This is a genomic window from Legionella drancourtii LLAP12, from assembly GCF_000162755.2.
Lineage (GTDB): Bacteria > Pseudomonadota > Gammaproteobacteria > Legionellales > Legionellaceae > Legionella > Legionella drancourtii.
The window spans coordinates 12,654-39,383 of sequence record NZ_JH413824.1; the positions used below are offsets into that span (position 1 = coordinate 12,654).

Below are 26,730 nucleotides of genomic sequence, written 5' to 3' on the forward strand. Positions count from 1 at the left end.
CATTTATGGGCAAAACACTATTTCAAACATGAAATCCAACCCGTTATCAGCCCAATAGCATTGGATTTAGCCCACCCGCTGCCGCAGCTGATTAATAAAAGTTTAAATTTTATTATCTCGTTAAGTGGCAAGGATGCTTTTGACCGTAATATCAACTATGCGGTAGTGCATGCGCCACGCTCCATCCCACGGGTCATTCATTTGCCTTCTGAATTATGCGGAGACGCGCATTATTTCGTTTATTTGTCTTCAATTATTACGACTCATGTTAATAGTTTATTTCCAGGCATGGAAATCAGCGGCTGTTATTCATTCCGTCTCACCCGTAATAGTGATTTATTTTTACGTGAAGAAGAAATCGACGACTTGGCAAAAGCGGTGCAACGCGAAATCTTTTCGCGTCACTATGGTAATGTAGTGCGTCTTGAAATTGAACAAAATTGCCCAGACAAAATTATCGATTTTTTACTGCAAAAATACCATTTACGTCATGATGATACTTATTACTGTGATGGCCCCGTCAATATCCAGCGTTATTTAAGTGCGATTAATAATCTAGATAGGCCTGATTTAAATTATCCACCATTTACCGCGCAATACCCGCAATTTCCGAAAACTGGACGTAATTTGTTTGATGTTCTTGATGAACAAGATATCTTGCTGCATCTCCCTTATCAAAGTTTTGAGGTAGTTATTGATTTTGTCAGACAGGCGGCAGCAGATCCGAATGTACTGGCAATCAACCAAACCCTCTATCGAACGCATTCGGAATCAGTCATGGTTGATGCCTTAGTTGATGCTGCGCATTCAGGAAAAGAGGTGACCGCCGTTATCGAGTTACGCGCTCGCTTTGATGAAGAATCCAACTTAAAATTAGCCAATCGCCTCCATGCAGCAGGCGTTCTGGTACTTTATGGTGTGGTTGGCTATAAAACACATGCCAAAATGACGCTTGTTGTACGCCGCTCTCATGGCAAATTGAAACGTTATGTACATTTAAGTACCGGCAACTATCATGAGCAAACGGCGAAACGATACACCGACTTAGGCTTGTTAACTGGTGAGCCAACCATTACCGCCGATACGCAAATTATTTTCCAGCAATTAACGGGTCTTGGTAAAGTAGTAAAACTAAAAGCCCTAAGTCATTCACCATTTACCTTACAAAAAACCTTGTTGCAATATATAGATCAATGCAGCACAGCCGCATTAGCAGGAATTGAGAGCGAAATTTTACTCAAAGTAAATGGATTAACGGATAAAACCATCATTCAAGCCTTGTATAAAGCATCACAGGCGGGGGTTAAAATTAATTTACTCGTACGTGGCGTATGCTGTTTAAAACCAGGCTTAGCCGGAGTATCAGAAAATATCCGCGTCCTTTCATTCATTGGCCGTTTTCTGGAACATCATCGCGTGTTCTACTTTAGAATTGATGGTGAAGAACATTATTTTTGTGCTAGTGCCGATCTTATGGAACGTAATTTATACCATCGAATTGAAATTATGTTCCCTATTCTTGATGAACAGTGCAAGAAACGGATTAAACAAGAAATTATTAAGAATTACCTCAAAGACAATAGTAATACTTGGGAAATGCAAAGTGATGGCAATTATAAACCATTAACACAAGGAAATAATTCAGCGCAGGAGAAATTGATTAAATTGTATAGTGATGAGGAAAATAATGTTTAATTTAGCAGTTAACCTCTGTAAACTGGGCTTTACACCCCAGTTTGCTATGCAGAACCTACAGCTAGCGAAAACACGTTAAGCCCAATTCATTACCCAATTCCAAACGCGCTTTCGTCGCACAGGGAATAGGAAAATTGGTGACGCCATGCCCAATGCCGTCTATTTGCACGACCGGAATAGCACAGGCATCAGCAAAACGCTGCAATACTGCCGGGATTAATGACGTATCATTGGGCTCATTCCCACCGAGAAAATCACCGAATAAAATAGCGGTCGCACCGTCAAGAATATGAGCTTGTTGTAAATGCTCCAACATGCGATCCACTCGATATCCGCGTTCATTAACCTCTTCTAATAAAACGAATTTATCACGTGCATTTAATTGCCAATTCGTGCCAATTCCAGCTTGAATAAGCGTCAAATTGCCGCCAGTTACCGGCGCTATAAGCACACCTTGTTCTTTGGCCGCTTGATTTAGTGGTTTTAATCGCGAAAAGTTCACCGCTTCAGCCTCAACAAATAGTAACGTTTTTAAAGCCGCAATAGATTGTGCCGAAAATTTATCTGGCGAGGCAGCACCATGAATAGTGGCCCATCCCCATTGCTGTTGTAAATACAGATGCAAGCAAGTCGTATCACTCATACCCACAAAAACTTTGGGCGTTACAGGAGGCTGAATTTTAGCTAATTGAGGAATTAAACGCATCGCCCCATAGCCACCGCGTACGCAAATAACTGCTTTGGTTTGAGGATTTTGTAAAGCATTTTTTAAATGATTAAAACGTGCTGCGTCACTATTCGCACACAATAAATCGTCGCCGAAAATATCCTCGTTGACAATGCAATTTAATTGCCATGCTTCGCATAGTTGCTTTATGCCCAATAATTCATGCTCAGAGCAACGCGACGCCGGCGCAATTAACTCTACAAAATCCCCGGGCTTTAATACAGGTAATGAATACATTTTTTATCTTCTTTCATGTCAACATGGTATAGCCATATTATACGCCCAAAAATCCTTAAATTAAGAGCGTCTTACTTAATTTTCCTGGTTCTTCACAGGCCAGGCGCGGTAATAAATACCCCGGCACTAATTGTTGCAACTGCTGATAAATGGTCTGCACCGTTGCCAAAGGTAAGTCAAAATGGGCCGCCCCTTTGACCTTATCGAGAATATGTAAATAATAGGGAATGACATCCTGAGCAAATAACGCCTGGCTTAACGCCGCTAAAATAGGAGCATTATCATTGATTCCTGAGAGCAACACGGTTTGATTTAACAAATGACATCCCGCCTGTCGCAAGGCACGCAGTGCGTGCCGTACCTCATCATCGTTTAATTCTTGTGGATGATTACAATGTAAAACAATAACCTTCTTTAGTTTCGTCGTAGCCAATACGCAAAGCAATCCATGATCAATGCGTTCAGGAAAAACTATGGGTATTCGTGTATGAAAACGCACTGTATGCACATGAGGAATTTGTTCTAATTGTTGCAGTAATTCAGAAAACACCAGATCTGAGGCCAGCAAAGGATCGCCCCCACTTAAAATCACTTCTGTAATGCTTGAGTCTTTAGCAATATAAGCACAAATGTCTTTAAATCCATGACGACCAGGATTATTATCCTGATAAGGGAAATGTCTGCGAAAACAAAAACGGCAATTAACAGCGCAAACACCAGTTAAGGTGAGCAATACCCGCCCATGATATTTATGGATCAGCCCCTTTAAAGGATTACTGTCTCGTTCACGTAAGGGATCAAATTCATACCCATCCTGGATTTCAAGTTCCGTTGCAACTGCTAAAACTTGCAATAACAAAGGATCCTGAGGATTACCCTTTTGCATGCGCTGAGCAAATCCCAATGGAATACGACTAGAAAATTGCTTTTCTGCCAACAGACTCCCAGCATCACAGGGTAACTCCAAATAGTTCAATAACGCAGCTACCGAGGAAAAACCCTGAGCCAATTTTTTTTGCCAACTTAAAGAGGTATCTCGCATTAATTACATAGACTTGATAAACTGTGCGCACTTTAACGAAAACCCAGCAAAATCTCAACTCTGGAGTACTCATGGCAAACTATGGTAGCAACGATGTAAAAAACGGCTTAAAGGTAATGATTGATGATGCTCCATGCACCATTCTTGAATGTGATTTCGTAAAACCAGGAAAAGGACAAGCATTTACGCGTATTAAAATTCGTAACTTAAAGACCGGCCGAGTGGTAGAACGCACATTAAAATCAAATGAAACAGTCGCTTCTGCGGATGTAGCTGATATGGAAATGCAATATCTCTACAACGATGGTGAATTATGGCATTTTATGGTTCCAGATAACTTTGAACAATATGCGATCAATAAAGAAGTACTTGCTGATTCTGCACAATGGTTAAAAGAACAAGATGTGTGCATCGTAACCCTTTGGAATAATGAGCCAATTCAAGTGGTACCACCAACATTTGTAATCCTTGAAATTATTGAAACCGACCCCGGCTTAAAAGGCGACACTTCAGGTGGTGGCGGCAAACCAGCCAAACTAGAAACAGGCGCGGTCGTGCGTGTACCATTATTCGTGCAAACAGGCGAGTTAATTAAGGTAGATACACGTAAAGGCGAATACGTTTCTCGCGCTAAAGAATAATCGCGATTAAGATTAAGGCATTAGGACCGAGAGGCGGGACACCGTCTCGAAGCCTTAGTGCAAAGGCTTCGCAGCCGTATCCCGTTTCTCCGCCCAAACACGGCGAGGGAATTAAATACTAAATGAATAGACATCATGATAACCCTAAGACGTCTTAGTAAACGTTATATGAGTCATACATACCCCAATAACCTACATCGCCTAAATCATCATATCCATAATAATATGCATCGTTCCAATATGGCCCACCATAGTAACCCACTGAATAAACATAACGACTATTATAGCCAGGAGTATAGTAAACCGTTTCAGTAACACATCCGGTTACTAACAGCATTGGCGCAACTACAGCTAAAGCAATAATTAACTTTTTCATAATCCCTTCCTAATTATTAGCAATGTAAAATTCTTACAACCCACTACCTGCGATGCCAGTGGCGCCAGTGATGCCAATGGTGCCATCTGTGCCAATGATGCCAGCGATGCCAGCGATGCCAATAGGCATAGTTGACTCCCGCATGCGAAACAGCATTATAACCAGCCAAATACAGAGTATCTGTTCGTGACTCAGGGTTATAAAGAACAGGATTGGATGCAGCAAAACTGGGAGCAGATAAAAACAGGGGTACACTAATAATTAAAGGAATAATAAATTTATTCATGATTGCCTCCGAGCGAATTAATATTCTTATTAGTGTTAACTAATTATACAACACGGACTCGAATTGGGCAAATATTGTGTGGCTTTTTAATCCCATTAGGTACATATAGAGCGTAAAATTAATTGGAAAAAAATCAGGATGTTTCAATAAGAGATACAGGTAACGACTTCCCAAATCCTGAGCCGTAACGAAAGTACACTGTGGAGGTTTATGCTGAGTTTAAGGCGTCCTACTATCGTTCATGTAGGCTTGCACACCACTCACCAAACTATCCCCCTATCTGAAATTATTGAATGGTTCAGCTAGGTTCAGTCATCACCTATATGTAGTAATGATAGACCATCAACGCCATTATTGTAAATTTTTTATACAAACTAATTTTACTTAGCAAATGGAACGACTGTCAACAGCACCGCCATCCTAATAATAGATAGACCAACATCCACTCGCTAAGGCTTATTTAGCGCCACGTGCTAAATGATTAGCAGAAGCTTGCACCGTAGGCATAATAATCATTTGTTCCACATCAACGTGTGGTGGACGCGTAATACAATACACAACTGCATCGGCAATGTCTTCTGCAATGAGGGGCTGGAAATCTTGGTAATAGTCTTTTGCTCGCTGCTTGTCTTTCCAGCGTACTTCACTAAACTCAGTTTCCACCGCACCCGGCGCAATTTCGGTCACGCGAACAGGATGGCCTAACATATCCAGACGCATTGATTTTGAAATCGCATGCACCGCATGTTTGGTGGCGACATAAACATTACCATTAGGGTAACACTCATGCCCAGCAATAGAGCCAATATTGACCACATGGCCACGGCCACGAGCCAACATCCCTGGAATCACAGCGCGACTAACATAGAGCAGGCCTTTAATGTTTGTATCAATCATGGTATCCCAATGTGCTTCGATACCCTGTTGCAGAGGTAAAGTATCCAGTGCCAGACCTGCATTATTAATTAACACATCAATGGCGTCCCATTGACTGGGTAAAGAGGTTAATTGCTGGATAACGTGCTCATGCTCGCGTACATCTAAAGAAAGTACATAGTGCTCTTTGCCATATTTATGCGTCAACTCTTTAGCTAATTCTGCCAAGCGCTCCACACGACGCGCGCCTAAGAGCAAGCGGGCGCCATGTGCCGCACATAAATGAGCACAAGCAAGACCAATACCGCTCGAGGCCCCTGTAATTAAAATAATCTTATCATTTAATAAATTCATCGTTTAATTCATCCTAATCAAAATATCTATTTATATACCTCAAATAACCCATTGAAATTAGCATTATTTTAGGCTCCGTGTCTTACATGGCTGTATTCACTCTCTATTAAAATCCGAGGGTATTTTCATTCGCTCAAGAGACGCCCCTGAATAATTGTCATCAGCTATGCATTGCTTAATTCCAATATTTTCCATGCCGTGTTTAGTAAAAAATAACACAAGGAAGCCGAAGATGACATTAAAAAAGCAACAGATAATAATTACAACATTGACTGCCTTCTCCTTGAACTCCTTTGTCGGTGGGTATTTAGTTCCGGCCCCAATAACTACCGAGATTATTGAGCCACAAAATATAATTCTTAGCGGCTATCATGACCTTACAACCAATATGAACATTGATTTATAACTAACGCACTCCTTTACCACCATCAGCAGAAGAGGAGGGATAAGCTTGGTATATCTCGCTCAGGCAATAGGCTCGCTACTCTTGTGCTATATTTTATCAATGACTTGATGACAAGGAAGGAATCAAATAATGAACGTTACCGAAAAAATAATCCACGCGCATCTTATTGGTGGCACCATGGAAGCAGGCAAAGAAATCGCGTTAAAAATGGATCAGACGCTCTGCCAAGATGCGACAGGCACTTTGGTCATGCTGGAGTTAGAAGCAATAGGCTTAGAACGCACTAAAGCAGATATTTCTGTGCAATATGTCGATCATAACTTAATTCAAGAAGACAATAAAAACCCAGATGATCATCTCTTTCTGGAAAGTGCTGCCCGACATTTTGGTATTTATTTTAGCCGCCCAGGAAATGGGATTAGTCATGCTGTACACATGCAGAATTTTGCTAAACCAGGACAAACTTTGACTGGCTCCGATAGCCATACCTGTGCTGCAGGCTCAATGGCCATGCTGGCTATTGGCTCAGGCGGCTTGGAAGTCGCCATGGCCATTGCCGGCTACCCGTTGTATATTAAAATGCCCAAAGTATTTGGGGTAAAATTAACGGGTACCTTGCCCGCCTGGGTTAGTGCTAAGGATGTAATCTTGGAAATGTTGCGCCGCTATGATGTCAAAGGTGGCGTTGATTATGTCATCGAATATTATGGTGATGGCTTAAAACATTTATCCGCAATGGATCGCCATGTCATTGCCAATATGGGCGCTGAACTTGGCGCTACGTCAACGTTATTTCCATCCGATGACATCACAAGGAAATTTTTAAAAAGCCAGGGGCGTGAACAAGACTGGCTGGAATTAAAAGCAGATCATGACGCCACCTATGATAAAAACGATGAAATTAACTTATCCACTTTAGAGCCACTGATTGCTAAACCAAGCAGTCCTGGTAATGTCGTTCCCGTGGCAACAATAGCCGGTAAAGAAATCTATCAAGCTTATATTGGCTCTTCCGCCAATCCAGGGTATCGTGATTTTGCCGTCGCCGCAGAGATAGTCAAAGGGCGTACGATAAAGCCCAATATTTCCCTGGATGTTAATCCCAGCTCACGCACAATATTAGAAGAGCTGGCACACGAAGGGCATTTAGGCAGCTTGATTCATGCCGGCGCACGCATTCATCAAGCAGGGTGTAATGGTTGTATTGGCATGGGCCAGGCACCAGCAACCGATAAAAATAGTTTGCGCACAGTACCACGCAATTTTCCCGGACGTTCAGGAACAATGGAGGATAAAATATTCCTCTGTAGCCCAGAAACCGCAGCCGCATCGGCGCTAATGGGTGTTATTACGGATCCCAGAACGCTGGATATGCCTTATCCCAAAGTAACTCTACCGAAAAAAAGAATAGTAAATCGCGCCTGCATTGAAACACCACTACCTGAAGAAGAGGCTAAAAAAACTAAATTATTAAAAGGCCCTAATATTGTTTCGCTCCCTGAACTCACGCCCTTACCACATGTCTTAAAAATACCGGTGTTATTGATTGTTGGTGATAATATTTCAACCGATGAAATTTCTCCAGCCGGTGCCAAGGTCCTACCTTATCGCAGTAACATTCCTAAAATCAGCGAATTTACCTATGCCTATGTCGATAAGGATTATGTCGAACGCACTAAAAAACACAGGCAGGGGCATGTGATTATCGGCGGTGATAATTACGGTCAAGGCTCCAGTAGAGAACATGCCGCGTTAGCACCTCGCTATTTAGGCTTAAAGGCAGTAATTGCCAAAAGTTTCGCCCGAATCCACTGGCAAAATCTAATCAATTTCGGCATTTTGCCGTTGGTGTTTAAAAACCCGGACGATTATGATGCGATTAAATTAAATGATGAGGTGGAAATCACGAATTTGCCGGAGATTTTGGAGCAAGATTCATTTAAAATAAAAATTAATGGCCAAGAAATTACCGTGCAACAAACATTGTCAGCACGGCAAAAAGAATTGCTCGTTTTAGGTGGTTTAATCAATTGGATCAAATTAGATTTACAAAAAGAACGAGTAAGCCCACTAGCACACGGAACCTAAATCTAGGCTCCGTGCCCCTGCATTTGCAACTAATCAAAGACTAATTTAGGCCCTAAAGGTACAATTTGGGTCGGATTTATTGCCTTATGACTGAAGTAATAGTGTTGTTTAATCTGTAAAAAATTGACCGTTTCACGCACGCCAGGGTGATGATAAAGACGTTCTAAATAAGGTTGAATGGCTTTATAATCACTAATACGCTGCTTGTTGGTTTTAAAATGGCTGTAATATACCGCATCAAAACGGATTAAGGTGGTAAAAAAGCGCCAGTCGGCTTCGGTTAATTGCTCACCAACCAAGTACTGGTGCTGACTTAGATGCTGCTCTAACTCATCAAGCAAAGTAAACAACTCAATATAAGACTTATCGTAAGCCTCTTGCGTGGTAGCAAAACCACATTGATAAACACCATTATTAATGGCATTGTAAATGCGCTCATTAAACACATCAATTTCAGCGCGTAAGGCCTCGGGATAGAAATCCTGCTTATCACCCGTTAAATGATTAAAAGCATGGTTAAATTGACGAATAATTTCTGCTGATTCATTATTAACAATGGTCTTTTCTTTTTTATCCCACAAGACAGGTACCGTAACACGCCCGCTATAGTGCTTATCGGCCTTAAGGTAAATCTCATACAAATAATGTAAGCCATAAAGCAGATCACCCGTAGCCGCCATTCCTGGTTTAAACTCCCAGCCATGTTCAAGCATGTGCGGGTGGACAATAGAAACATCAATGTACTCATCGAGTTTTTTCAATGTTCTGAAAATTAGCGTGCGGTGTGCCCATGGACAAGCCAAAGAAACATACAAATGATAGCGCCCTTTTTCGGCCGGAAAACGTGCATTAGGTTCATTGCTAATTGCCGCACGAAACCGGGTAGGCTCTCGTTTAAATTCACCGTTTGTCTTTGCGGTATCGTACCAAGCGTCCTGCCATTGCCCATCAACTAAAAGTCCCATAATAATTCCCTTATCGCTTAATCCTTACTTCATTTATTATACTAATAATCGTATTAAAATGGTGACTAGGCAATAATTGTTTTTAATAATTGGACTTAGTCTTTCATTACACCAGCAGCCAAACAGGCACCAATACTTTCCGTAGCACGCTCTTTAGCATCAATACACCCTGACGAGGTCTCGGTATAAGACATCTCAATCGGATTACCAATCATCGCCCGAATCAAGCGCGGTCCCTTTCCAGGCATGCCCGCATGCATTACTTTTTTATTATCAATTAACAAAATATCGCCCTTTCGCCATAAACAAGATGAATAATAATTGCGTATTGATTTTGCCAAAATTTTCACTTCAGCATCGTCAAAACAAGAGCCTACCTTCTCATGATTAAAAGAAGGTTTATTTTTTTTATTCGCGTAAAATGCAGCAAGTTTTGTGTGCAAAATCTTATATGAACGTTTAGGCGATTTAAAAAAAGCAATAAAAACAATCGCTAAAAACTCGATGGAATTGAAAATAAAGCAGGGTAATTGCCAAAAAAAGCGATGCCAGAACCATGCTTTTCCGGGATAATCATTCATAAAGCACTTACGTAATTCGTGATTTAGCGTTGGTAATTCAAATAGATTAATTGCTAAGGCTTTTTCTTTAGTCAGCGGGTGTTCAAAAACACTTGGTTTGTACATTAAAATAAACCGTCCCCCCCCCTCTCCAACCATAGGTAGGTTAAAGTGTCTACCTATTTGTTCTACTTGTTCGAGGGAAATCTTATAACGCGCCGCAACGTCCGACAGCAACCATTTAGAGACAAAATAAGCTTTTTTCTCTAGTTTTTTGCGCACATCCGCAGCTAAATCACGATAAATTTTTGCTGTATTAATGATGCCAGTTTCCCCGCCCAGGCTCGATGGCTCTAAACAGCAAAAGCAAATATAACTGGGTACGTCTGCAGAATAATAATTTTCCGTATGGAATCCACCAAGATATAAAGTACCGCCAGTTTTATAAACAGAATTAGTCTGTAAAACAAATTGACGCCCCGGCACATAATCGCGGCCATTTTCAGACATAAAGGCATCGCTAATGCCGTGAAAAGCGGGAATGCTTAAAATGATTTCTTCAAATTGTTCATCAGTACTAATATCAAAACCACGTAACAAAACTGCGCCATAATTTGCCAGATCCTCAATCAGTTTTGTCGCATTCGCGGCCAAAAATTTTTGCAAAAAGGCACAGCCTGTCTCCGCATGTGCTTCAAGCACTAAAGGCATCTCTTTTTCCGCAGACAAAATTAAACGTTCATCATCACGAAGAAATCGCGTAATGACGCCGGCATATTCATTATGCATCACCAATTCCGTTTTAATAACAATAAGAAAAATATAGCAGAAAAACAAGAATAGGGCATGATGGCATAAGGTGAGAATAAAAACCGGGCTTCATTAAATTAGCCCAGCTCATGCTTAACAAAATCACCGATGACGGCACTTAGTTTTGCCAAGCGATAATTATGCGCTCGCCGCAGGTCCAAGCTTAGTATTGGTAATATCGAGCTCTAATTCCTTCAATTTAGCGTGGCTGTCTGTCTCATTAAAAAACGTAAATCGCTTATTCATCACCTTATTAACAACCATGGCCGCCAAATAGCCTATGCCTACCGTTAAGATGGCTAAGGAAAGATTTGCCAAAACATATTTCCATTTTTTACGATGCTCTCCCAAATCTTTATCCGCCGCTTGGATCAGCCGTGGTGCCTCTGTTTTAAAATCAGTTAAGGCGTCATCATCACTTTTATCACTGTCTATATAGGCATGTACTGCTTTATACATATTAGCAACCAAAGTAGTTACAGCATTAAATGCCGGGGCTTCATTGCGCTTATCAAGCTCGCGTGCTTTGTCTTGAAGAGCTTCAATGCGTTTCACCACAGGAGCCATTTGCAAAGTACGGGCAAACTGGATATTTTTCTTTTCTTTTTTTAACGCATCCTCATATTTTTTTTGTGCGGCAATCTGTTCTACAATTAATTGTTGTACGGCATCAGGCTCTAATCCGCTATCATTAAGTTTGGCGCTCTGCTTCATATAAGCCGCTTGCTCGGCTAATTCTTTTTTAAGGTGTTGTATCTCTTCTTCTTTTTGTGTCACTTGCGCGGTTAACAAATCAAGCGAAGCACTAGCCGTGTCTTTAGAATGTTGCGTTTGCTCCGCGAACTCTTTTCTCAGACGCTGTATTTCTTCTTCTTTTTGTGTCACTTGCACGGTTAACAAATCAAGCGAAGCATTAGCCATGTCTTTAGAATGTTGTGTTTGCTCCGCAAATTCTTTTTTAAGGCGCTGTATTTCTACTTCTTTTTGTGCCACTTGTTCGGTTAACAAATCAAGCGAAGCACTAGCCCTGCCAAGCATCTGCTTCTGTTCTGCTGCTTGACGCGTTAACAAATGAATTTGCTGCGTCAACTGCTCGCTAGTAGACTGCGCTTGTGAGCGCTCTTTTTCGCTGAGATTAAGCTTCTGTTCCAATCCACTTTTTTCATCATCTAGTTGGGCTAACGCATGTTGATATTGCTCTAAATTTTCCTCAACTAGCCTTTTGAGCGCCACTATTTGCTGTTCTAAAGCACTCGCGTGCTCTTTTCCTTTTAAATGTGCCGCATCAAATTCTCTTAGCTGATTTTCGAGCACGCCAATAGCCTCTTTTGCTTCTAATTGTTTTAATTCCGCAGTGTCAAGCTGTGCTTTAAGATCCCGATTTGCCTCAGCAGATTGCTCAAGTGCCATTTGCGCTTGCGCCGCATTTTCTTTAATCTGGGTGGTTAATTTGTCTATTTGTTGATTTAATGCATCTACTTGTTGTGCTGTTTTTAGTTGTTCTTCTTGGGTTGACTTAGTTTGCAATTGCAAGCGCTTACCTAAATCACTTAATTCAACCTGTAATTGTGCAACCGTTATTTCTGCCTTTAAACGCTCGTTTTCACTAGTCTTCAATTGCTCATTAAGACTTAAGCGTACTTCCTTTTGTTGTTCCAAAACGTGCTGATGTTGTTCTGTATCTTCCTTAATTTGCTGAGTCAGCTTACCGATGTGCTGAGTTAGCGTATTAATTTTTAATTCTATTTCTGACTGCTGGACTTTAGCCTGCTCTAACTTATGATCTCTTTCTTTTAACTGCTGCGCAAACCCGTCGCGCACTTGCGCTTCATTCTCTAACTGCATAGCAGTAGTCATTTGCACTAATTGGCGCCATTGACAAATTTTGTTTCTCTTTTCGCAAATATCATCCTGTCTGCCCATAAAGGCATCGCCATTTAAGGAATCATCTACTTCCTGCCAAAGGCTGTCACTCTTAAGGATACGCATAATTAAACGACTAGGATGTGGGGCATTAAGCTCTTCAAAACAAATAGTGGCTAATTGATCGCCACTCATTGCATTTAAGGTCTGCTCATCAATATCATAAAAAAACGAACTATCGTGCGTGGAAACTGGCGTGACTTCTGAATCATGCGCCAACAAAGCATCAACCTCTGTTTTATACTGCATAAAATCATCTAAAGCTTTTTGCAAAACAGGAAGCTTTTCTTTCATAAAATCGTCTTCTAACATTTGCCCATTCTGTATTAAGCGCAACTGCAGAATAATATTTTGGCCAGCAGTTGCTAAGCGTTGCATCTTCGCCCATGGAGAGTCTGGAAAGTGTCGACAATAATCTGTGCTCGGAGCTTCATAAGGAGCAAATCGCAACATACCTAAAGTTTTGGGATCCACAATGGATAAATGACGCAAAATAACACTTTCTTTATAGTGAGCAATATATGCATGCCCATGTAGTGCGGCCTTACTTGCATCCGGCTTAAATGCAGTAAAGAAATTATGGTTTTCTTCCCGCTTGTGTTGCCAAATATTTTGCTGTTCACAGTGCTCTGCCACTGTATTTAAATAGTCATTAAAGCACTTAGCCAATTGGCCAAAATTAACTTCTTCTGTGCGAACCGATTCAACGCCAATTTGTCCTAAAAGCCCCGCCCAAGTACGAATTAACTCAGGGAACGGTTGCTCTTGCTCCATTTGCAGGAGCGGCGGTGTAGCAACAAAGATACTTTGATACATATCCCCCATCGCGGATTGTAATGTCAAATCTTGCAGTTCAGTAATTTTATCTAAACGGTGGTTAAGTATTTTAGCCATCTCAGGAATAAACGTCCCTCCATCGCTTTCAGGTCCCAACTGTACGGTTCTAAAAGAATCCATATAGATATCTTTTTGCGCAAACCTATCTTTGGTCTGCTGCTCAATTAAATCAGCCGGAAGTTTTTGTAACGCCGAACGAAGAATGTCAAGCAGCTCATTTTCCTGCAAGGCGGCTTTGAATAAGCGTCCTTTCTCTGCCATTGCTGAAAATAAGCCAGGTATCTTTTTATAATTTAAAAAATAATCTTTGGTCCAGCTCTTATAATTCAAAACCCCTCTATTTTCATATGCATACAATATATTTTCATTATTCTTAGGGTGAGCCAAAAAGCGAAAGGCATCTCCCCAATCGAGACGAGCCCGCTGTTTACTAATCATTTTATCATTATTCAGCGTCACAATATTACCGCTGTGTACACTATGTGCGGATAGCCATATGGAAAACATCAAGGCGCTAGTAAGTCCAAACTGCTGCTGCTCTAGCAAACGCAGATAATAGTCAGAACCAGCATACGCTTCTTTCAACGGATCACGATCGCTACCATCCGTGTAACTGGTTTCAATCGTTTCATGCAATGCGACAAAGGATACCATTGGTTGGATCAAAGCATATTCGGGTTTACCCGTGCCATCATCCACCCGAACCACGCTGGCAACGATCAATGAAGGATGATAAATTTTGTCAATCAAGCCTCTATCCATGATTTCTTGCAAAATAGCGCCGGCAAACGCTTCGGCAAATAATTCACACTGATCCGCTGGTTTTTTAATAAAATAGCGTTCGCAATCAAGAGCATCGCGATAAAAGCCATCAATCTCGCTCTGATTTTTGCCGCTTGACTTTGCTTTAAATCGGGTGAGTTCTTTTCCATTGTATGTAATAGTCATGTTTAAAATATTTAAAATAATGTATGCAGTATCCTACAGTATACCAAATAAATATGATGATAATATTAACAACCTGGGATTTTTTATTTGATAATTATACAAATGTTAGCTGGCCACCTAACGCCCAAAACGGTCAACATCTAACCCAAAAACGACTAAACCCTTAATTTTAATAATTTAAGCCAGAATGGATTGCAGTATAGCCATTATTATAATTAAGTAATAAAACCCGGCCACTATCCATAGCTGATTTGTATGAAACAAGTGCAGAATTGCTTCGATAAGTACATACAGTGTTAAGCAAACTGATTTTTAATCCAATTGATCGCGAGCATCTAAAAGTTCTTGTAATGGTTTTGGCAATATCTTACGCATGGAAACTGTCATCCGTGTTTCATTTTTTTGCCAAAGGATGCCTAAATAAATTATAGACAGTCCAATTACAGTAAGAATTACAGGAAACAAGTAACTATCCTGGAATATATGATAAGCAAGATGGCTTATGTAAATACATACACCCACACCACCAAACACCGTAAATACTTTTCTAGTGAGTATTATGCCAATTAAAATCATCATTAGATTAATGCATAAATAAATAAACTTAGATAATTCATAATCTGAGTGTTGTGCCGTTAAGCCGCCCCAAAATGCCAGTACACCAAATAAATACAACCAAAAAGCATAATCAGCAGACTGACGTGAACGGATATCAACCCCAAAAGCAATAAGCGCAGTAAGTAAGCCAAAATACATGGAGACCATAGCACTTAGTCCAAAAACATATTCCCCACCGCTAATCATCGAGGTCAGATCCATAGACATATACCATAAAGTTACGGCAATCGGCATGGTCATAAAGGGATAACGGTAAATCCAAAGCAAAATCACGCCAACAGCCAAGGTACCTAGTTCCATAAAAATCCAATGCCATTTTATATAGTAATTATATTCACGAAACACCGTATCATCTGGCCACCAACCCATGCCTTGTTGCAAGCCATAAATGGCTAGGGGCGTAAGACAAACAACGAAGGTTGCACAAATACCGGCCGGAATAGTAAGCTCCTTGTGCGCAAAAAGGTGTGTTAACGACAGCCCTAAGATTGCATAGCATAAACTGATAAATAAAATTCCCCACCCACCTAAAAGTTCCCAACCTAAAGTCATAAATAAGCTCATGGCTCCAATAGCGATTAGCCCACCCAAATAATAAAGCACATTGGTTAGATTAAACCCATTGCTTTGGCCTGGTTGTTGTTTAATGAATTGTATTAGTTGTTCTAATTGCTCTTGGGTGATGATTTTAGCTGCCACGGCCTTATTCATTGTCTCACGAGTTATATTCATTATTAATTCCAGATTGGAAAAATTATCCTATATAAATTATAGACTAGCACGTAAGAATTAAGCAGCCAAAGCCATTAACACAAAGTAAATTCTGGCTATTTTTCAGACTTCTTGGAACGATGATATCACTAAATATACTCGAAATTATTTTGCTACGATGAACATCAATTATTCTTAATCATCTGTTTTAAAGGGAAAAACAACATAGTAATCTTTTTCATTCAGACTGTAATTTTAATATGCGCTTGCCCTGAGTTCCTCCCCCCCCTCTAAGTCCTCTTCATTATATTTAGTAATTATTGCTGGATGTTGATTTTTATAGAATATAAAGCGATTCATTGTTGATTCTTTAGGTACTGCTTTATAATTATCTAAAATTGCCTCATGTTGAATTTTTTCTAATTCAGCTATAGTTTGGTTAAGAATTTTTTGAGCATTCGGTTTAAAACCAAGGAAATGCAATAAATTCCTAAAGAATTTAACCACGCAATTGGGACTAGACTGTAGTTGCTCATGAACAATAGAAAAATTCTTATGCAAAAAGGCCTGCATTTTGGGTGAAGTGATTTGAATATCCAGTTGCTCCTTGGTAGCGTAAGTATCACAAGCCGCAATTGCTTTGTTAATAAATACATCCTTGTCAGGAATTTTTTTAACTAATGCCAATAATTGCTCGTAAAATAGTACACCAGGCGTTTTTATAGCGTTTACAACTACTTTTTCATAAGGTTTTTGTTGATTAATCAATTTGCTTATGAATGATGATTGATTAACTTGCACCAAACATCCCTCTGCGCGCAGTAAATTAACTAATCGCTGCGGATGCACTCTTGATAATTGCTCTCTTTTAAGCGGAGTATTGATAATATTTTCATCTGCAGATGCCACAACCCCTGCATTAAGCATTTGCTGTTGTAATAAATCGTTCGTTTCATAAATTGCAGCAACAATACCATTAGCAACAAACTCAGAACAAATCATTTTATCCTTTATTTTGTGCTCACCCTTACCATACATCACATCGTGAATATCGCGACGATTAACCGCTTCAGCATCACGATGTCCTCCGTGAAAACCATAATCTGCCCATCCTGCTTTAAAACGCGCGACTTTATCGTTTTTAACCCCCTCAAAACGCTCTTTTGATTCAGCCAACAATCGCTGTATACTCTCTTGATATAGCTTTTTAATTTCGTTCTTATAATCAAGGCCTTGATTACTATAATAAGCCTCTAATTTTATTTGCATTGCAGGTACAACTAATTGAGTAACATCAACTCTAAATACATCACTTATAGCAATATCAGTTACCTTAACCACATCAGTCTGGTGCTCCCCCCATATATGAGAAAATGTTGGTGCATTGGTTTTAGGATCGATATAAACTTGTGCCGCATGCCCATATTTTGAAATAAATGTATGGGTTAACACCACTTCACTATTGGCTAATTTATTTTTCAATGCAAGTGATTTTTTAGAGTGATTCATGACTAGATCACCACTTTCAAACAGTTGCTCCTCGGCTACATGTTGTTCAATTCTCTCGATTAGTTCCGCACCACGATTAGCTTGAGTATGTAGTTTTTTTAATTTACTACTCGAATCAATTAGTCCTAGTGAATTAAGATCATCGAGAGTTGATTTTAATTTTGCTAAATCATCCAATCGTCCTAATTGGTATAAGGTCAATTTGCTTTTTAAATCAAGGGAATTGCCATTTTCAATTTCTTGTAACGCATTTTCAGCCTTCTCAAGAAGCACATCATTTAATCTTCTTAATTGTGTTTTAAACATTAAATATTTTACATCGGCAATTGTAATTTGATATCTCTCGACAAGGGCGTGTTTCTCCTTTTCAAATAATCCCAATCGCTGATTTAAATCATTATTACCAAGATTCTTTTCAATCAGCATTGAAAGCTCAAGTTTCTCTTGATAACTGCCTACTTGTTTATGTGTAACAATTTTATCAAATAAATAAATAAATCGATGTTCTTGACGAGTTAAGTGTGTACTTATTAACGAAGGTTTACTACTTCGATGATCTTTCTGAGTAAAGCGCATAACACGATCATTATCATCCAAAATTTTTCTCAATTGATGCGCATCGTGAATTGATAAGATTTCAGTTAATTTAGTTACATTGGGTAGTTTACTACCATTTTCTTTAAGAAATTTATTAAAATTCAAGTAAGATATCAACGCATTTCTTGCATTAAAACTTAGGGGTACCTTAAGTGTCAGCTTATCTAGATGAGCAATTAAATTTCGAGCTAATATTTCTAACATCAATTCCGCGGTCTGCGTAGCAAATGATGTGCTAGGCAGACTAGCTCTTATTTTTTCAAATGAGCGAAAATCATAATAACCAGATTTTATGTCACTAATCGCTTCAAGTAGTTTTTTTTGTAGTGTAGTTAATGTCTTAATATTTTTATTCAGTTCAACAACGACATCTCCAGTGTTTAGTTCAGGTCTTGCTCTCAGCAGAGACGAAAAAGCCTTCATTTGTTCAAGACTCATGTCTTGAATTTTTGCACTAGGTGGAAAAACGATTTCAAGTTGCTCCCCTGGACCATTTTTTATTTTTTCAATAGCCTCTTCTTGCTCAAGAATGGAATCTTGTGACTCTAATAACAATTTACGTATTGTTTGCGCCATTTTGCTCGTAGGATCTTTTTGTTTTTGTAGATTTGTTTCAAAAACAAGCGTTTTTCTTTTTAAATTTTCCAAATTATCTTCATAAGACGCGAAGAATAACTGAGCTATATCACGATGCACTATTGTTTTTTTAGGAGAAAGCTCTCTATCTAAAACTTGTTGTATCTGAATGGCAATTTTGGTTGCACGTTCCATGCCTTTTGCAGACAAATAATCGAAATTTTCTATAGGGATTCTATGGTCATTAACTAGTTGCTCTACATGTCTTGCAACTAAATTTACAATATCCCTATACAAAATATCCCCATAAATTTCTTGCCATTTAATATTTGAGTAGATATGAGAAGAAATTTTATCTACGGTGGCAATTATTTCATCATTTGATTCAAGTTTTGCAAGGGCTTCGCTTTGCGCCAAAGGGAGCGTATCTAAAAAATGTTTTATTTGTGCGTTATAATCAGTAGTTCTCTTAATATAGCCACCTTCTAATAAATTCCCCTCAGTATCTATAATCTTGTTTTTATACAAATCAATTAAAAAAATTGCATTACCCTTCAATTGCTTATAAGATTTTTCTTCAACATTCCCAACAGAAAACTCTCTTTCTAGCTGTTTTAAACCTTCGTTGGCACTTAACAAATATTCAATATACTCTGCCCGCAGATTAAATAATTGCTGTTCCTTACTAGGTCGAAATATTTTCGCTATCATGCTGACAAAAAAATCATGGACCAATGTGACAAATTGCGCCGTTAAACTCGAGCTAATGTCCTTGTCTTTGACATGTGCATTAGCATTCGCCAAGATATGGGATAATGTTAAAGAAAAATCAAATACCGATTGCGGGGTTTCAAAAAAGAAATTCGACTGCGGAAGTTTATAACCTGATTCATACAGTTTTTCTCGTACCACTGTATTAATTCCCGCATTAATAATATTCATCGTCGCAGTACAACAATTCATTTTTAAAGCATGATAAGGTACAACGGTATTTGCAATATGCCCCATTTCACTTAACATTTCTCTATAATCAAGGCTATATTCTAATTGTTGTTGGGTATCAATTGGAAAACTAACAATCACATCTGGACTTGCCCCAAAGCGCACACTTAAATCAGAAAGCTCTTGACGCAGGTGATTCATTGCAGCAGATAAACTTGCTAATTTTAAACTGAGCTCCTCAATTGAGCGCACCCCATGCGTCTCAAAAATTTCCTGAACTTTAGGCGACTCGCTATAGGATTTTTTCTGTTTTTCCGTTCTTAATGTGCCAATTTTTTCTGCTATCTCCTTAACGTGCCAGAGTAAGAGTTCTTTATCTTTTTCAATCGATTTCAACAACTCCATTTTTTCCTTCGATAGGGTAATTTGCTCTTGTGTGAGTGCAGAACGATGCTGGATGTATTCTATTGAGGGTGAACCTTTTGTCCGCCCTATAAGGCCATGCCACTCCATTTGATTATCGCCGAATATTTGCTGGCCTTTTGCGGAAAATTGCAGGGGGATACCCTTTCCTTCTTCAATGCGATCTCTTGTTGCATCATGCAATCGGTGTCGTTCAAGCGTTTTCTTTGTACTTACGTCGCCCCAAAAGCTAAAATAAATTTTATAACAGGGGACTGTTACCACTTCATAAAATGGTGCTATTGCAATGGGCTGGCTGATCAGAGTTGTAGTTTCTTGCACCAATAGTTTATTATTCTTATTTATCTCTTCAAGAAGTTTTTTATTTTCCTCAGATACAGGAATGACTAATTCTGCTGCAGTATGCCCAGGACTACCCCCAAAAAGGGCCCTATTAATGGATTTTGAATAGCCTCCCTCCTGGTACCCTGCATTCCAAGCGAGAACATTAAAACCAAACATATTCATCTCTCCGTTTAAACACCCTGCCATATTTATCAGTATACTGAAAATATATTATGCAAATATTAACTATTTCTGTGAAACTGAAAAAAAGAGATAATTTCACGAATTATGGCGTAGCAGACATTCGCGTCTCATTGACAAGGACGTTTTTTATTCAGATGACGGCAATAGACAACCTGGTCGCAAACAACTAGGCTATAATCGCTTCATGTTCAGGGGAACTATTTGGGCTATAAAAATTAACTATTTGTTTGCAACGACAGCAGGAATAGTTCTAAATTGGTGATGGTGTCTAATCGTTAAGGCGCTAATCTGCACACGCAAGGCAACAAAAAGATCATTAAAAAGACATCTAGACCGCTTTGATGGCAATCGGCGCAAATTCATAACAACCTTGAACCAATAACGCATTAATGCTTATTTAACTTATTTTAGCCCCCATAAAATGATCATAAATGGCGCGGCTTGCTAAAGCAATCGCGCGACTCCGGCTATAGTCACTGGCTGCTTGCGATTTAACATAAACAGCAATGGCAATATGCCCTTTATTATTCGGCAAAGTAATAATGCCAACATCACTAGCAAAACGAAACAGTTTTTTGGAGCCTGGATATTTTAAATATTTTTGTTCTGATATCGCCCAAGTTCCGGTTTTATGAGCTACTTTGACATGAGCCGGTAATAAGCCTTTTATTCTACTTCTACCCGTTCGGCATCCCGCCATAATATTTAATAGTAAATCCGTACTGGCTTCTGAAAGCGCTTCCTTTTTATATACTTTCACCAGTAATTTTGCCATATCCTCAGGAGTAGTCGTATCACGCATATCATTTTCAAAACGCTGCCAAGCCAATTTCTTTTTCTCTAGAGGTACACTATTAAATGCTTTTTGCAAAGAAAATACGGGATGACTTTTTTTCAAAAATGAATGGTCCACGTGATTGGTATCTAAAAGGATTTCCAGAATAGAGCGATTAATTGAAATATTTTTAAAACCTAAAGCGCCCATGCGTTTTGCCACCGACTTAGGCCCATTAGCCGCTTGCAATATGGTGTCACTGGCGCTGTTATCACTATTTATCAGCATATACTTGAGTATTTGTTGCAAAGACATGTTGATTGCTTTCTTTTCAAACAAATGATACAACGAGCCAGAGCCCGGAACAGAGTTCTTCGCATCAAGCTTAATAACCCGCGTTAATGAATCTTTCTTTTCATCAACACGGTGCAAAAACGCCAAGGCAATGGGCAATTTGATGGTACTTGCCATAAAAAAACGCTGCGTACTATTATGAGTAACGACCTTATCTTGTTCTATGTAAATAGCGGTAACACCCATGATTGTATTCGATTTTTTTTCAATCGCCGCAATTTTTTTAGCAAGTTCAACATCACTATTGCTTGCCAAACAATTCATTGAAAACACGAAACAACAGAACGCCCATTGTAAGCCATTCTTAATCCTTGACATGTTAATAGCGCGCGCGCGTATGTTCATAAAGATCCATTTTTCATTAGTAGTTAATTTTATACATCCCCAAAAATTACTTTACTACTCCTGTTGATGAGAGAGACATCCAGATTATGGTAATCTTACCAATTTTAATACTATTATTAATCGATTCTCCTAAATTTTATAGTTAATTAAGCAAGAAACCTCTCTTTTTTTGCCCTCGTAATATGCTATCCCAGAACCAACTGAAATAAAGGCCCAACAAGGATAGTCCGGGGCGCACTGACATTAAGCTCTCGAATTATGCCAATAGTTTTCTGATTGAAAGCGCTCAATCAGAAAATCAATAAATACTCGGACCTTAGAGGGTAAAAATTGTTGATTAGGATAAACCGCATGGATATCAATATCCCGTTCACAATAATCCTCTAACACACTGACTAAACTTCCGTTTTTAATTTCTTCTGTGACCATAAAACTTGATAATTTGGCTACCCCGTTCCCCGCCAATGCAGCAGTCACCAAGCCTTGGCTACTATTAATTCGCAAATTTCCGGCAACAGGCACTATTATTGTTTTTTGTTCATGACAAAAATGCCATTCAAATCTCTGACCTATACCTAATTGATTGCCTGGCTCTGCTTGATAGATGAGGCAATTATGATTTACTAAATCACCGGGTATTTTAGGTAAACCAAAACGTTTAAAATAGCTCGGAGCCCCATAAACACCTTTGCTACGCACCGTAATTTTACGGGATTTTAATAAATGGGTATTGGGTAAATCTTTAATAAAAATGGCGACGTCCAATCCATTATGAATGAAACTAGCATATTGACTCCCTAAGATGAGCTCAATTTGTATCTCGGGATATAACTCAAGAAAATCATTCACAGCCGGCACGAGATGCACTTGCCCAAAACTCATGGGAACATTGATACGTAACAGCCCGGATGGCGTTTGATGGTGCTGTAAAACTTCAGCAGTAGCTTCACTAATTTCAGTTTTTATCTTTTGGCAACGCTCATAAAATATCTTACCACTTTCAGTAAGAGCCAAACTACGGGTTGTTCTTTGTATTAACTGGATGCGTAACTGACTCTCTAAACGGCTAATTCGTTTACTAATAACGGAAGAAGAAACACCAGCCTTCTTCGCCGCCGCCGCAAAGCTGCCTTCATCCACCACACAGACCAACGTCAATGCGTCACTAATATTAAAATTCGCCATGCCAACACTTATCTATTGATTCATTTTTTGCATCAATGTATTGCAAAAACATACTATTGTAAATTTTTTTGTACTAAATTACGCTCCCCTCAATTCTTTAAATTGCCTTTTTAGATAGCAATGTGTCTTATTTGAGGGTAACAAGTATGGCCGCAACAGAGCTTAAAGTTTTTAGTGAAGCAGATGCTGAATATACTGTGAATAATCAGACTGAGGCTTATAGAGTACGCTATATCGAATTAACCAAAGCGATAGCAGGTGCATTTTTAGGCTGCATTTACTATCTTTTAACACGTACTACCACGTTAACAGGTTCCCCGCTTGTGATGGTTGGCAGCACTCTGGCTAATTTCATTAGCTGGGTCATCGGCGAGCAACTGATTCATCGACTTTGTGTCTATTTTAAATTATACACCGCAACCAAATCAAAAAACCCGCTGTATAGAAATTTTAAAACCCTTGCAAGCGTAGGTTTTTCTTTGGGAATTATTCTCGCAATAGTGTTTTCCTCGAGTATGGACATTAAATTAGAAGTCTCTATTTGCAGTGCCTCTGTTGGTTTCATTCTTGGCCTTTTTGCTTTTGCTTTTCGCCACTACCGACAGTCGCGGCCTATCGTGGCAGCGGATAAAAAAAACATTGATGCACAAGTTGGTACGGAAGGATGGTCAAAATATAGCAAACTGGCGCTTACCTTTGGCACCTCAATAGGCCAAAGCATTGGTGGTTATATTGCATATGTTGGTGGTTATGATGCGATTCACAGCTGGAACACAATAACTCTTTATGGCGCTATCGCGGCCATTATTAGTTTTTTATCCGTAATTATCCTAGTTCCAATCATTAATTATTTGACTCGTGATGCAACCAAGATGGGTCTATTTGTTGTTAAAGATAAGGATGTTTTTAACAGCAATTACATACGTACCGGCATGACCCTCGGTGTAGCCATAGGAACCATTTTGGGGAGTTTACTAGGGCCGCTTCTCTTTACAGGGTTAAGTGTTTCCCTAGGTATTGCTGTTGGGACCGGTGTTTGTTCTATCATCTTTGGCATAACACTAGGCATCTATGGGCATAAATTATCATTATATTTACAGAATAACTGGGGCATTCCCGTGCAAACTGATAACAGTTGGTCCTATGCTTCCCGTAATACTTCTTATGTATTTGGCTTCCTCGGCACTGCGATAGCTTGTTTGTTATGCCCAGGGGCGGCTCTTTTACAATCTGCAGCCATAGGAGCGGCTATCTCAGGTCTAGCGGGGTGGTTTGTAGGTATAGGTGTAATTTGGAAAGCACGCCAAGTAGAAGCGATCGAAAAAAAATCAACCGTGCCCTGGACGCAACGCATCTCTTCAGGAGCGACCAGGGGCTCAATCATCGGCGCTTTTTTCGGGTTGATTTTGGCACTAACGCTTTGCACTGGTGGCTCGCTAGGTTTAGTCGGTTTAATTACACTTTCTAGCGCGCTAGGTGGTATTTTGGGTAGTCTTAAAGAGGGTATTGATGATACGACTGCCAAGGAACTGATTGAGAAGATGCTATTTGAGGATAATAGTTATGCACCAATAATGGCAGTTGCAACAAAGAATGTACCGAGCCCATCTATTATTAATACAAATCAAGGACAAGAGAGTAGCTCTACTGTAGACCAGTATTCGCACTACTCATCCAATGGTAGTTTACTATTTTTTTCTTCTAATCCAGTCAATGTCGCTCAAGAAATTCTGGAAACGCATGAGAATAGCCCCGCCCGGAATTCCATTGAAAATAGAAACTGCTGGTTATAATAGAGTTGGAGGGTTCTGCTGCTTCGCCGATACTTCGTTAAATGGCATCGCATCCATTAACGATGCCATCTGATTACTGTAATCCTGTTTGTAAGAAAATACCACCGGATTAAAAGGGCCCTCTGGATGCTGAGCAAGCATGACTTGAATTTCTTTTAAAACATCTTGCGCAAATACCAAGATAGAAGAAAAAAATGACTCCAAGCTTGCAAAATATTGCGCAGCGTCTGGTTTATCACTAGGAGAATTTACTTTATAAAGCATTCTCGTCATATATTCACAATAAGTTCTTATTGTGTTTGTTTTGGCAAGATGAGCGACAAAATCAATAACAAGCTTGTGAAATACCGTATTTTGTGCAACATCAGAGAAATTGCTGGAGGATTTTATTATCAATATTTCTGGCTTAGGTGTTTCTTGTTCGTAATGAAGCTGCCTGCTTAACCATGCGCGATGCTCTCCTTCATGTTTTCTAGTATTTCTCAAGTTTTGAGCCAAGGGAAAGTCCATTAATGACATTCTAATCGCGGTAACATCATAAACATTTCCTTCAGCATCAAAAGCAATATTAGCTAATTTTGCAATTGGCGTGGCCGGCGAAAATAAACGCATCAGATCATTTTTATTGTGGGATAACACTTGTTGATGGGTGAGTGTTAGCTCAATATCATGATTATTCACATAGTTAAATAAAGAATCAAAAAAGCAATCAATATTTCTTGCAGACTTTAGCTGCCCTGGAATAGCTGTAGCACCAATTAGACAAAAATTTATTTTTTTATTGCTAAAATTATGGAAAATCTCTGCCCAATTGACCGAGAAATCAGCATTGAAGTGAATTAAACAGCGCTCATTATTTGCATTGTAAAAATAGCTTTGTAAACAACTTGAAGTCCCGGTTGATGCGGTATAGAAATAGCGCGTATCGCTGGAGCCTAAAAACAGGGATTCCCCAGTATCAATATGGACAATTTTATCAATGGAATAATCGAGTTTTGACGTTTTTGGATTGTCTACTAATAAAATTAGTTTTTTAGCTTCAGAGCTATCTTTTACAGAAATAGTTACCTTGGATAACTTAAATAATATAGGCATAAATTAACAGTGCTCATGTGCGGTTTTTACCGGAATTGTATTCTATATGTTCTACCCTAATGATTTATCGAAAATATTGGTTCCTTATTAAACTAACAATCACAGCATTAATGATCATTTATTGCAAAAAGAGACTTTATTTTTCTCATGGTATCAATATTTATTATTAAATGATATTTTTTTTAATTTTTTTTATGATTATGGTACCATTTAAAGCAAATTGGTTTTATATTTGATACTCATGTTGTATTGCTAGGGAGTGTAGGAGATCGAGCGATCGGTTAATTTCCTCTGCGGGGTTGGCTACAGATTTAGGATGTTGGTTCTTAAATTGCTGCGCATCATTTAAAACCACTTCTTTAGCCAGCATTAAAAAATCGTCAGGAATAAGGGTCGCGCTACCTCGTGAAAGATTCAGGGACATCCCAATCCCCGCATATCAAATTGGGGACGAGCCCTATTTGAAATGATACATATTGGTGGATATTTGACGGGGATCGTCCCGGAC

General features: G+C 39.3%; 19 protein-coding genes. 5 read left to right on the forward strand and 14 right to left on the reverse strand.

Annotated elements, in window-relative coordinates; genetic code table 11:
• Nucleotides 1-1,695, forward strand: a 1,695-nt coding sequence (ppk1, locus tag LDG_RS09605) for a polyphosphate kinase 1 (protein WP_148263546.1), incomplete at its 5' end; no start/stop codon positions are given.
• A gap of 61 nt (nucleotides 1,696-1,756) precedes the next feature.
• Here ppk1 and LDG_RS09610 read toward each other — a convergent pair.
• Nucleotides 1,757-2,659, reverse strand: a complete 903-nt coding sequence (locus LDG_RS09610) for a S66 peptidase family protein (RefSeq protein WP_006871122.1) — start codon at nucleotides 2,657-2,659, stop codon at nucleotides 1,757-1,759.
• A 55-nt stretch (nucleotides 2,660-2,714) separates the two neighbouring features.
• A complete protein-coding gene (gene epmB, locus LDG_RS09615) occupies nucleotides 2,715-3,701 on the reverse strand; it encodes an EF-P beta-lysylation protein EpmB (protein ID WP_006871123.1) in 987 nt (328 codons plus the stop codon).
• Nucleotides 3,702-3,772: 71 nt separating this feature from the next.
• Between epmB and efp the strand changes: the two genes are divergently transcribed.
• Complete coding sequence (efp, locus tag LDG_RS09620) at nucleotides 3,773-4,342, forward strand: elongation factor P (protein ID WP_006871124.1); 570 nt, start codon at nucleotides 3,773-3,775, stop codon at nucleotides 4,340-4,342.
• A 154-nt stretch (nucleotides 4,343-4,496) separates the two neighbouring features.
• Here efp and LDG_RS09625 read toward each other — a convergent pair whose 3' ends face one another.
• From LDG_RS09625 to LDG_RS09635, 3 genes are all read right to left on the reverse strand, one after another.
• Nucleotides 4,497-4,718 carry a hypothetical protein gene (locus LDG_RS09625; RefSeq protein ID WP_006871125.1) on the reverse strand — a complete coding sequence of 74 codons (222 nt, stop codon included), beginning with the start codon at nucleotides 4,716-4,718 and terminating at the stop codon, nucleotides 4,497-4,499.
• Nucleotides 4,719-4,761: 43 nt separating this feature from the next.
• Nucleotides 4,762-5,004, reverse strand: coding sequence for a hypothetical protein (locus LDG_RS09630; RefSeq protein WP_040535255.1), 243 nt, complete (start codon nucleotides 5,002-5,004; stop codon nucleotides 4,762-4,764).
• A 456-nt stretch (nucleotides 5,005-5,460) separates the two neighbouring features.
• Nucleotides 5,461-6,234, reverse strand: coding sequence for an SDR family NAD(P)-dependent oxidoreductase (locus tag LDG_RS09635; RefSeq protein WP_006871127.1), 774 nt, complete (start codon nucleotides 6,232-6,234; stop codon nucleotides 5,461-5,463).
• A gap of 232 nt (nucleotides 6,235-6,466) precedes the next feature.
• On the opposite strand from LDG_RS09635, the gene LDG_RS19660 reads away from it, so the two are divergent.
• Nucleotides 6,467-6,640, forward strand: a complete 174-nt coding sequence (locus LDG_RS19660; protein WP_006871129.1) for a hypothetical protein — start codon at nucleotides 6,467-6,469, stop codon at nucleotides 6,638-6,640.
• Nucleotides 6,641-6,769: 129 nt separating this feature from the next.
• Complete coding sequence (locus tag LDG_RS09640) at nucleotides 6,770-8,728, forward strand: aconitate hydratase (protein WP_006871130.1); 1,959 nt, start codon at nucleotides 6,770-6,772, stop codon at nucleotides 8,726-8,728.
• A gap of 29 nt (nucleotides 8,729-8,757) precedes the next feature.
• On the opposite strand, the gene LDG_RS09645 is transcribed toward LDG_RS09640, so the two are convergent.
• The 7 genes from LDG_RS09645 to LDG_RS09675 form a co-directional block, all read right to left on the reverse strand.
• The gene (locus LDG_RS09645; RefSeq protein ID WP_006871131.1) at nucleotides 8,758-9,693 is read right to left on the reverse strand and encodes a glutathione S-transferase family protein; all 936 of its coding nucleotides are present in this window, start codon (nucleotides 9,691-9,693) and stop codon (nucleotides 8,758-8,760) included.
• Between the two features lie 95 nt (nucleotides 9,694-9,788).
• Complete coding sequence (locus LDG_RS09650) at nucleotides 9,789-11,042, reverse strand: TauD/TfdA family dioxygenase (RefSeq protein WP_006871132.1); 1,254 nt, start codon at nucleotides 11,040-11,042, stop codon at nucleotides 9,789-9,791.
• Between the two features lie 159 nt (nucleotides 11,043-11,201).
• A complete protein-coding gene (locus tag LDG_RS09655) occupies nucleotides 11,202-14,771 on the reverse strand; it encodes a LepB GTPase-activating domain-containing protein (RefSeq protein ID WP_006871133.1) in 3,570 nt (1,189 codons plus the stop codon).
• Nucleotides 14,772-15,083: 312 nt separating this feature from the next.
• A complete protein-coding gene (locus LDG_RS09660; RefSeq protein ID WP_006871135.1) occupies nucleotides 15,084-16,121 on the reverse strand; it encodes a hypothetical protein in 1,038 nt (345 codons plus the stop codon).
• Nucleotides 16,122-16,355: 234 nt separating this feature from the next.
• Nucleotides 16,356-20,648 carry a hypothetical protein gene (locus LDG_RS09665; protein ID WP_006871136.1) on the reverse strand — a complete coding sequence of 1,431 codons (4,293 nt, stop codon included), beginning with the start codon at nucleotides 20,646-20,648 and terminating at the stop codon, nucleotides 16,356-16,358.
• Between the two features lie 424 nt (nucleotides 20,649-21,072).
• Entirely contained in the window at nucleotides 21,073-22,149 is a 1,077-nt protein-coding gene (bla, locus tag LDG_RS09670; RefSeq protein WP_040535256.1) for a class A beta-lactamase, read from the reverse strand.
• A gap of 243 nt (nucleotides 22,150-22,392) precedes the next feature.
• Nucleotides 22,393-23,334, reverse strand: coding sequence for a LysR family transcriptional regulator (locus tag LDG_RS09675; protein ID WP_006871140.1), 942 nt, complete (start codon nucleotides 23,332-23,334; stop codon nucleotides 22,393-22,395).
• A 146-nt stretch (nucleotides 23,335-23,480) separates the two neighbouring features.
• Between LDG_RS09675 and LDG_RS09680 the strand changes: the two genes are divergently transcribed.
• On the forward strand, nucleotides 23,481-25,127 hold the full coding sequence (locus LDG_RS09680; protein WP_006871141.1) for a hypothetical protein: 1,647 nt from the start codon (nucleotides 23,481-23,483) through the stop codon (nucleotides 25,125-25,127).
• Here LDG_RS09680 and LDG_RS09685 read toward each other — a convergent pair.
• Together LDG_RS09685 and LDG_RS09690 are read right to left on the reverse strand one after the other, a co-directional pair.
• The gene (locus LDG_RS09685) at nucleotides 25,122-26,222 is read right to left on the reverse strand and encodes a hypothetical protein (protein WP_006871142.1); all 1,101 of its coding nucleotides are present in this window, start codon (nucleotides 26,220-26,222) and stop codon (nucleotides 25,122-25,124) included. The two genes, LDG_RS09680 and LDG_RS09685, sit on opposite strands and share 6 nt — an antisense overlap.
• 226 nt (nucleotides 26,223-26,448) lie before the next feature.
• Entirely contained in the window at nucleotides 26,449-26,646 is a 198-nt protein-coding gene (locus LDG_RS09690) for a hypothetical protein (protein ID WP_006871143.1), read from the reverse strand.
• Between the last annotated feature and the right edge of the window lie 84 nt (nucleotides 26,647-26,730).

Coding starts and splice junctions, on each gene's coding strand:
- LDG_RS09655 (WP_006871133.1), bottom strand. CDS start 14,771: ATGACTATTACATACAATGGAAAAGAACTCACCCGATTTAAAGCAAAG.
- bla (WP_040535256.1), bottom strand. CDS start 22,149: ATGAACATACGCGCGCGCGCTATTAACATGTCAAGGATTAAGAATGGC.
- LDG_RS09625 (WP_006871125.1), bottom strand. CDS start 4,718: ATGAAAAAGTTAATTATTGCTTTAGCTGTAGTTGCGCCAATGCTGTTA.
- efp (WP_006871124.1), top strand. CDS start 3,773: ATGGCAAACTATGGTAGCAACGATGTAAAAAACGGCTTAAAGGTAATG.
- LDG_RS09635 (WP_006871127.1), bottom strand. CDS start 6,234: ATGAATTTATTAAATGATAAGATTATTTTAATTACAGGGGCCTCGAGC.
- LDG_RS09645 (WP_006871131.1), bottom strand. CDS start 9,693: ATGGGACTTTTAGTTGATGGGCAATGGCAGGACGCTTGGTACGATACC.
- LDG_RS09690 (WP_006871143.1), bottom strand. CDS start 26,646: ATGTCCCTGAATCTTTCACGAGGTAGCGCGACCCTTATTCCTGACGAT.
- LDG_RS09630 (WP_040535255.1), bottom strand. CDS start 5,004: ATGAATAAATTTATTATTCCTTTAATTATTAGTGTACCCCTGTTTTTA.
- epmB (WP_006871123.1), bottom strand. CDS start 3,701: ATGCGAGATACCTCTTTAAGTTGGCAAAAAAAATTGGCTCAGGGTTTT.
- LDG_RS09650 (WP_006871132.1), bottom strand. CDS start 11,042: ATGCATAATGAATATGCCGGCGTCATTACGCGATTTCTTCGTGATGAT.
- LDG_RS09680 (WP_006871141.1), top strand. CDS start 23,481: ATGGCCGCAACAGAGCTTAAAGTTTTTAGTGAAGCAGATGCTGAATAT.
- LDG_RS09675 (WP_006871140.1), bottom strand. CDS start 23,334: ATGGCGAATTTTAATATTAGTGACGCATTGACGTTGGTCTGTGTGGTG.
- LDG_RS09640 (WP_006871130.1), top strand. CDS start 6,770: ATGAACGTTACCGAAAAAATAATCCACGCGCATCTTATTGGTGGCACC.
- LDG_RS09610 (WP_006871122.1), bottom strand. CDS start 2,659: ATGTATTCATTACCTGTATTAAAGCCCGGGGATTTTGTAGAGTTAATT.
- LDG_RS09685 (WP_006871142.1), bottom strand. CDS start 26,222: ATGCCTATATTATTTAAGTTATCCAAGGTAACTATTTCTGTAAAAGAT.
- LDG_RS09660 (WP_006871135.1), bottom strand. CDS start 16,121: ATGAATATAACTCGTGAGACAATGAATAAGGCCGTGGCAGCTAAAATC.
- LDG_RS09665 (WP_006871136.1), bottom strand. CDS start 20,648: ATGTTTGGTTTTAATGTTCTCGCTTGGAATGCAGGGTACCAGGAGGGA.
- LDG_RS19660 (WP_006871129.1), top strand. CDS start 6,467: ATGACATTAAAAAAGCAACAGATAATAATTACAACATTGACTGCCTTC.